Below are 4,048 nucleotides of genomic sequence, written 5' to 3' on the forward strand. Positions count from 1 at the left end.
GAACGCCTCGCACCCATTGATCGCATCATCATGCTCGTCCTGCTCTGCGAGCTCTACAACGTTTCGGACGCGCCGGAGCGCGAGGCCGTCCTGCGCCTCCTGCCTGATGACGCAGCTCTGGCGCAGCTCGATCACCCATCTATAGTCATGGCCCTGCGGGCGTCTTCGGCCCTCGCGGCGGCCCAAGCGCTCCAGAGGATGGCGCTACCTGCTCGTTCCATGCGCCAGAACGGCCTCACCCTCGAAGAAATTGGCGGGTCGTCTCCCGCGCATCGCATGGCGGGAGACCTCGCTGTGGATATTCAGGCATGCAAAACGGGTGCGGCACGCTGGTCGGAGGTCCCAAGATCCCTACTCTTTTACGGCGTGCCAGGAACTGGCAAGACCGTGTTGGCGCAGGCCATCGCGCGGTCAGCGGATGTGGAAATTGTCATTGCCAGCGCTGGCGAATGGCAATCACGCGGCCATCTCGGTGATATGCTCGGCGCAATGCTCAAGACATTTTCCGATGCGGCCGCGCACCGCCCATGCATCATTTTCATCGACGAAATCGACTCATTCGGCGTTCGCTATGCCTCAGACACCGCGCGTAACAGCAATTATCGAAGACAAGTAATTAACACGCTGCTGCGGGAAATCGACAAGTTTCTCGCCCTCGACGGCACCGTCCTGCTCGGGGCATGCAACAGCGTGGAGACGCTCGATCCTGCAATCGTCCGACCTGGCCGCTTCGATCAGATCGTGGAGCTCACGCGGCCGCCGCTTGCGCAGATTGCCCACATGCTCCGGCAGGTGTTTCCCGGTGCCGCAGACGTGACGCCGCTGGCGCGCCGCTTCGTCGGCCAAACGCCGGCCGAAATCGACGCGACGCTTCGCTCCGCGAGGGCTGCGGCTCGCCGCACCGGGGTCCCTTTCGATGCCGACTATCTCGCGACGCAGATGGGTGCCGCGCGGCCGGAGAACCCCGTTGTGGAGCGGCGGATCGCTGTCCACGAAGCGGGGCATGCGTTGATCACATCGATTTTGCTCGGCACGGCAGCGGTCGAACGTGTCGTGGTCGGGCAGGAGGACGGACGGACGATACGGCGGTCTGCAATCCAAGAGGGGACGCTTGAAGAATTCACGCGTGAAATGATGATGCTCATGGCCGGCCGTGCCGCGGAGCGCCTTGTCCTTGGAAATGTCAGTGCTGGCAGCGGTGGTGGTACGGGCAGCGATCTTGAGCGCGCCACGCGCCTGCAAATGTTCTTTGATCGTCAAACGGGGCTTGGAATTTATGGCCCCGCTTGGCTCGGAGAACCTGAGACGCCCCGGATTCCCGAAAAGTATTGGGATCGCGTGCGCGTCAAGCTTTGGGACTTCGAACAGCGAGCGAGTGACCTCCTGGAACCGCACCGGGACCTGCTCGAACGCCTTGCCGCGGAATTGCTCGTACGGCGTGAAATGGATGCTGACGAGCTGCGACCCTGGCTGAGCCAGATCGGGAACTCCCGGTAACCGATGAACATGCACTACAATTCACTTTGCCCCGACCAATCGCTCTTGGTCGGGGAGAAAAGCATTTCGCCATCTCAACTTGGCGAGGTCCGTGATCTTGTCGAGATCGTCGAGCCGATAGAACTCTCTCTCCACCAGAAAACTTGGCGTGGACCCCCTTACGGCACCGCTGGGATCTATGCCTTCCTCCGCCAGGGCCGACCATGCCTGCGCATCTATGTCGGCGTTTCCTGGGAGGATTTGCTCGAGCGGATCCGCAAGCAAAGATACCAACGCCGATGGGCCGACTTCGTCCTCTTCTTCGAGCTTCCCGGCTTGCTCCGCAGCACGTTGGAGAGCCTCGAGAGCCGCCTTCTGGCCCTTGGTCAAAGATGGCTTCCCAATGCAGTCTGGGACAATATCAAGGGTGTGACCGTAGGCGCCGCGTCTCCAGACTGGAGAGGCCCTTTCGACCTCGACCGCTTGGCGAGAAAGGTGTTCGGTTACATATGGTCGCGCGCACGCTACTCGCATGAGGCAGCTTCCCGACTTGTGTTGACCCCCACGCATCAGATGGGGGATCCGTCAGGGCGTCTATACGGCCTCCTCCATCAGAAAGCGGGCGGTTGGTGTTATCTCCTGCCAAAGTCACGCATCTCGGTGCTTTGTCCAAACTATAGAGCGATGAAGCGGGAGTCCGCTGCGCATGAAGTGCTGAGCAAGCACTACTGTGAGGGAAAAATCTGCTGGAAAGGCAGCTGCCTCAGCCGACCAGCCGGCTTTGTTGTCAGCGAGGCAATCCCGTTCCGGTCCCAGGCTGCTGCCGCAGAATTTCTGTTTGCAGGGCAAGCTGAGGATGACAAATGGGCCAAGACTTGAGACCATTGGGACACCGGACTTCTGGGCTACCTGCCGTTCGAGCCGGACGCCGCCCATCTGTTCTTCCAGCTGGTCAGCCGCCGTTACGAGCGCGGCGCGCTGCTGGTCACCTCGAACCGCGCCGTCGGTGAATGACCCAGGCTGACCGCGGCAATCGCGAAGTCCAGAGATTGAGCAAGAGCCCGGTCCACCGTTTAAGTGGAAACTTTGAAGGCGAGAGGGCTGATTTCGGGTGAATCCACCCATGAAACTAAAACGACACCCGCGGTGAGCTCTTCGCGCTTTATATGTCCGGTAAGGCAAGATTACCGGACATATGTAGGGGCGGCAAGTTGCGGCGGTTCATTGCTGACAGACTGGCCCAAAGCGCCGCTGCATGTTAGGGATCTGCGCATGACCCTGCGCCGTCCGCGTCCCGATCCTCAGCCCCCAAGCCTGCCTCCCGTGCCGCTGCGCGGAGACTCTGGCGCTGCGGACACGCTGGAGGATCATGCGTTCTGGTCGGGGGCGGCACTTGCGCATCTGCATCTGGTGCTGGCGCAGCCCGACTTGCCGCAGCCGCTGCTGCGCGACCGGCTGGCGCTGCGCGCGGCAGAGGCCAGCGTCGCCTTTCAGGGCCGCCGGGAAAGCGCGCGACCATTGATCTGCTCCCTGGGAACTGGACTGCCAGGACTTCTTCTCGGCGATCACTGACCCCAGTCGCAGCGCAAATTTCCGTTTTTTCCGTAGGTGGTCGAACAACTCTCGGCTAAACCGAGCCTCTTCGGTTTCAGCAAACTGAGCTGCTGCCGTTTTCGTGGACGGGAGGTTAAGCTTGCATGGCGCGGTCAGCCTGGGTCATTCACCGACGGCGCGGTTCGAGGTGGCCGGTGCTGCCACGGCTTGGCATTCTTCCGTGGCGGAATGACAGCATGGGCGCCGCGATCCGCGATGGCATCGTGGCATTTGCGGGTGTCATACGCGCCATCTGCCGTGACGCTGGCGATCCCTTCATCTGCGGGAATCTGACTGAGCAGATCGGGCAAGACCGGAGCGTCGCCGATATGGCTCCCGGTGGTCGCGACGCTGATCTCCAACGTTTCCTCGTCAATCCCGAGATGGATCTTGCGCAGACCCGCCGCTTGGGGCCGCCGTGCTTGCGCGCGTGCCATTCATCTTCGCCCTCGACCTTATCCCGGTGCTATCAATCAACAGGTGCAGCGGCCCCTTGGAGCCGCGATACGGGATGGTCACGGCCAGCGTCTTCTGGCGTCGGCTCAGCGTGCTGAAGTCGGGCACCACCCAGTCGAGGCCGACCAGCCGCAACAGGCTCTCGACGAAGCCGGTCGTCTGGCGGAGCGCCATGCCGAACAGCACTTTCATTGAAAGGCACGTCTGAATGGCGGCATCACTGTAGGTCTGCTGGCGGCCGCGCCTGCCTGTCGGCACGGAATCCCAGCTCTTCTCGGGGTTGAACCAGATGCTCAGCAAGCCACGGCGCTTGAGCGCTTCGTTATAGGCCGGCCAGTTCTTGGTCTTGTAGGTTGGGGGGTGTCGGTCTGCTCATGCATCCCAGCTACCATGCTGGATTCAAGAGATGAATCCCTACCCGGCCTTTGCGCAACATGTATAACCGCCCCATGCGCAAGAGGGTTTTTCGGAGCTTCGTCTGGCGCGTCATCAGGTGCTGACATGTATCCGGCCTTATGATGCG

General features: G+C 61.5%; 4 protein-coding genes and 1 pseudogene. 3 read left to right on the forward strand and 2 right to left on the reverse strand.

Annotated features, from left to right (window positions below; all coding sequences use genetic code 11):
• Positions 1-1,497, forward strand: a 1,497-nt coding sequence (locus BLR51_RS26620; protein ID WP_089852565.1) for an AAA family ATPase, incomplete at its 5' end; no start/stop codon positions are given.
• 21 nt (positions 1,498-1,518) lie between these two features.
• Here the strand turns inward: BLR51_RS26620 and BLR51_RS26625 are convergent.
• Positions 1,519-1,866 (reverse strand): hypothetical protein, encoded by a 348-nt coding sequence (locus BLR51_RS26625; protein ID WP_089852566.1) that lies wholly within the window; start codon positions 1,864-1,866, stop codon positions 1,519-1,521.
• 519 nt (positions 1,867-2,385) lie between these two features.
• On the opposite strand from BLR51_RS26625, the gene BLR51_RS26630 reads away from it, so the two are divergent.
• Both BLR51_RS26630 and BLR51_RS27295 read left to right on the forward strand, forming a co-directional pair.
• Positions 2,386-2,490, forward strand: coding sequence for an ATP-binding protein (locus BLR51_RS26630; RefSeq protein WP_278184875.1), 105 nt, complete (start codon positions 2,386-2,388; stop codon positions 2,488-2,490).
• 258 nt (positions 2,491-2,748) lie between these two features.
• Positions 2,749-3,048, forward strand: coding sequence for a DUF1403 family protein (locus tag BLR51_RS27295; protein ID WP_110506230.1), 300 nt, complete (start codon positions 2,749-2,751; stop codon positions 3,046-3,048).
• 179 nt (positions 3,049-3,227) lie between these two features.
• Here BLR51_RS27295 and BLR51_RS26640 read toward each other — a convergent pair.
• Positions 3,228-3,901, reverse strand: a pseudogene (locus BLR51_RS26640) (IS5 family transposase); the annotation flags it as partial.
• Between the last annotated feature and the right edge of the window lie 147 nt (positions 3,902-4,048).

The organism is Salipiger marinus (assembly GCF_900100085.1).
GTDB lineage: Bacteria > Pseudomonadota > Alphaproteobacteria > Rhodobacterales > Rhodobacteraceae > Salipiger > Salipiger marinus.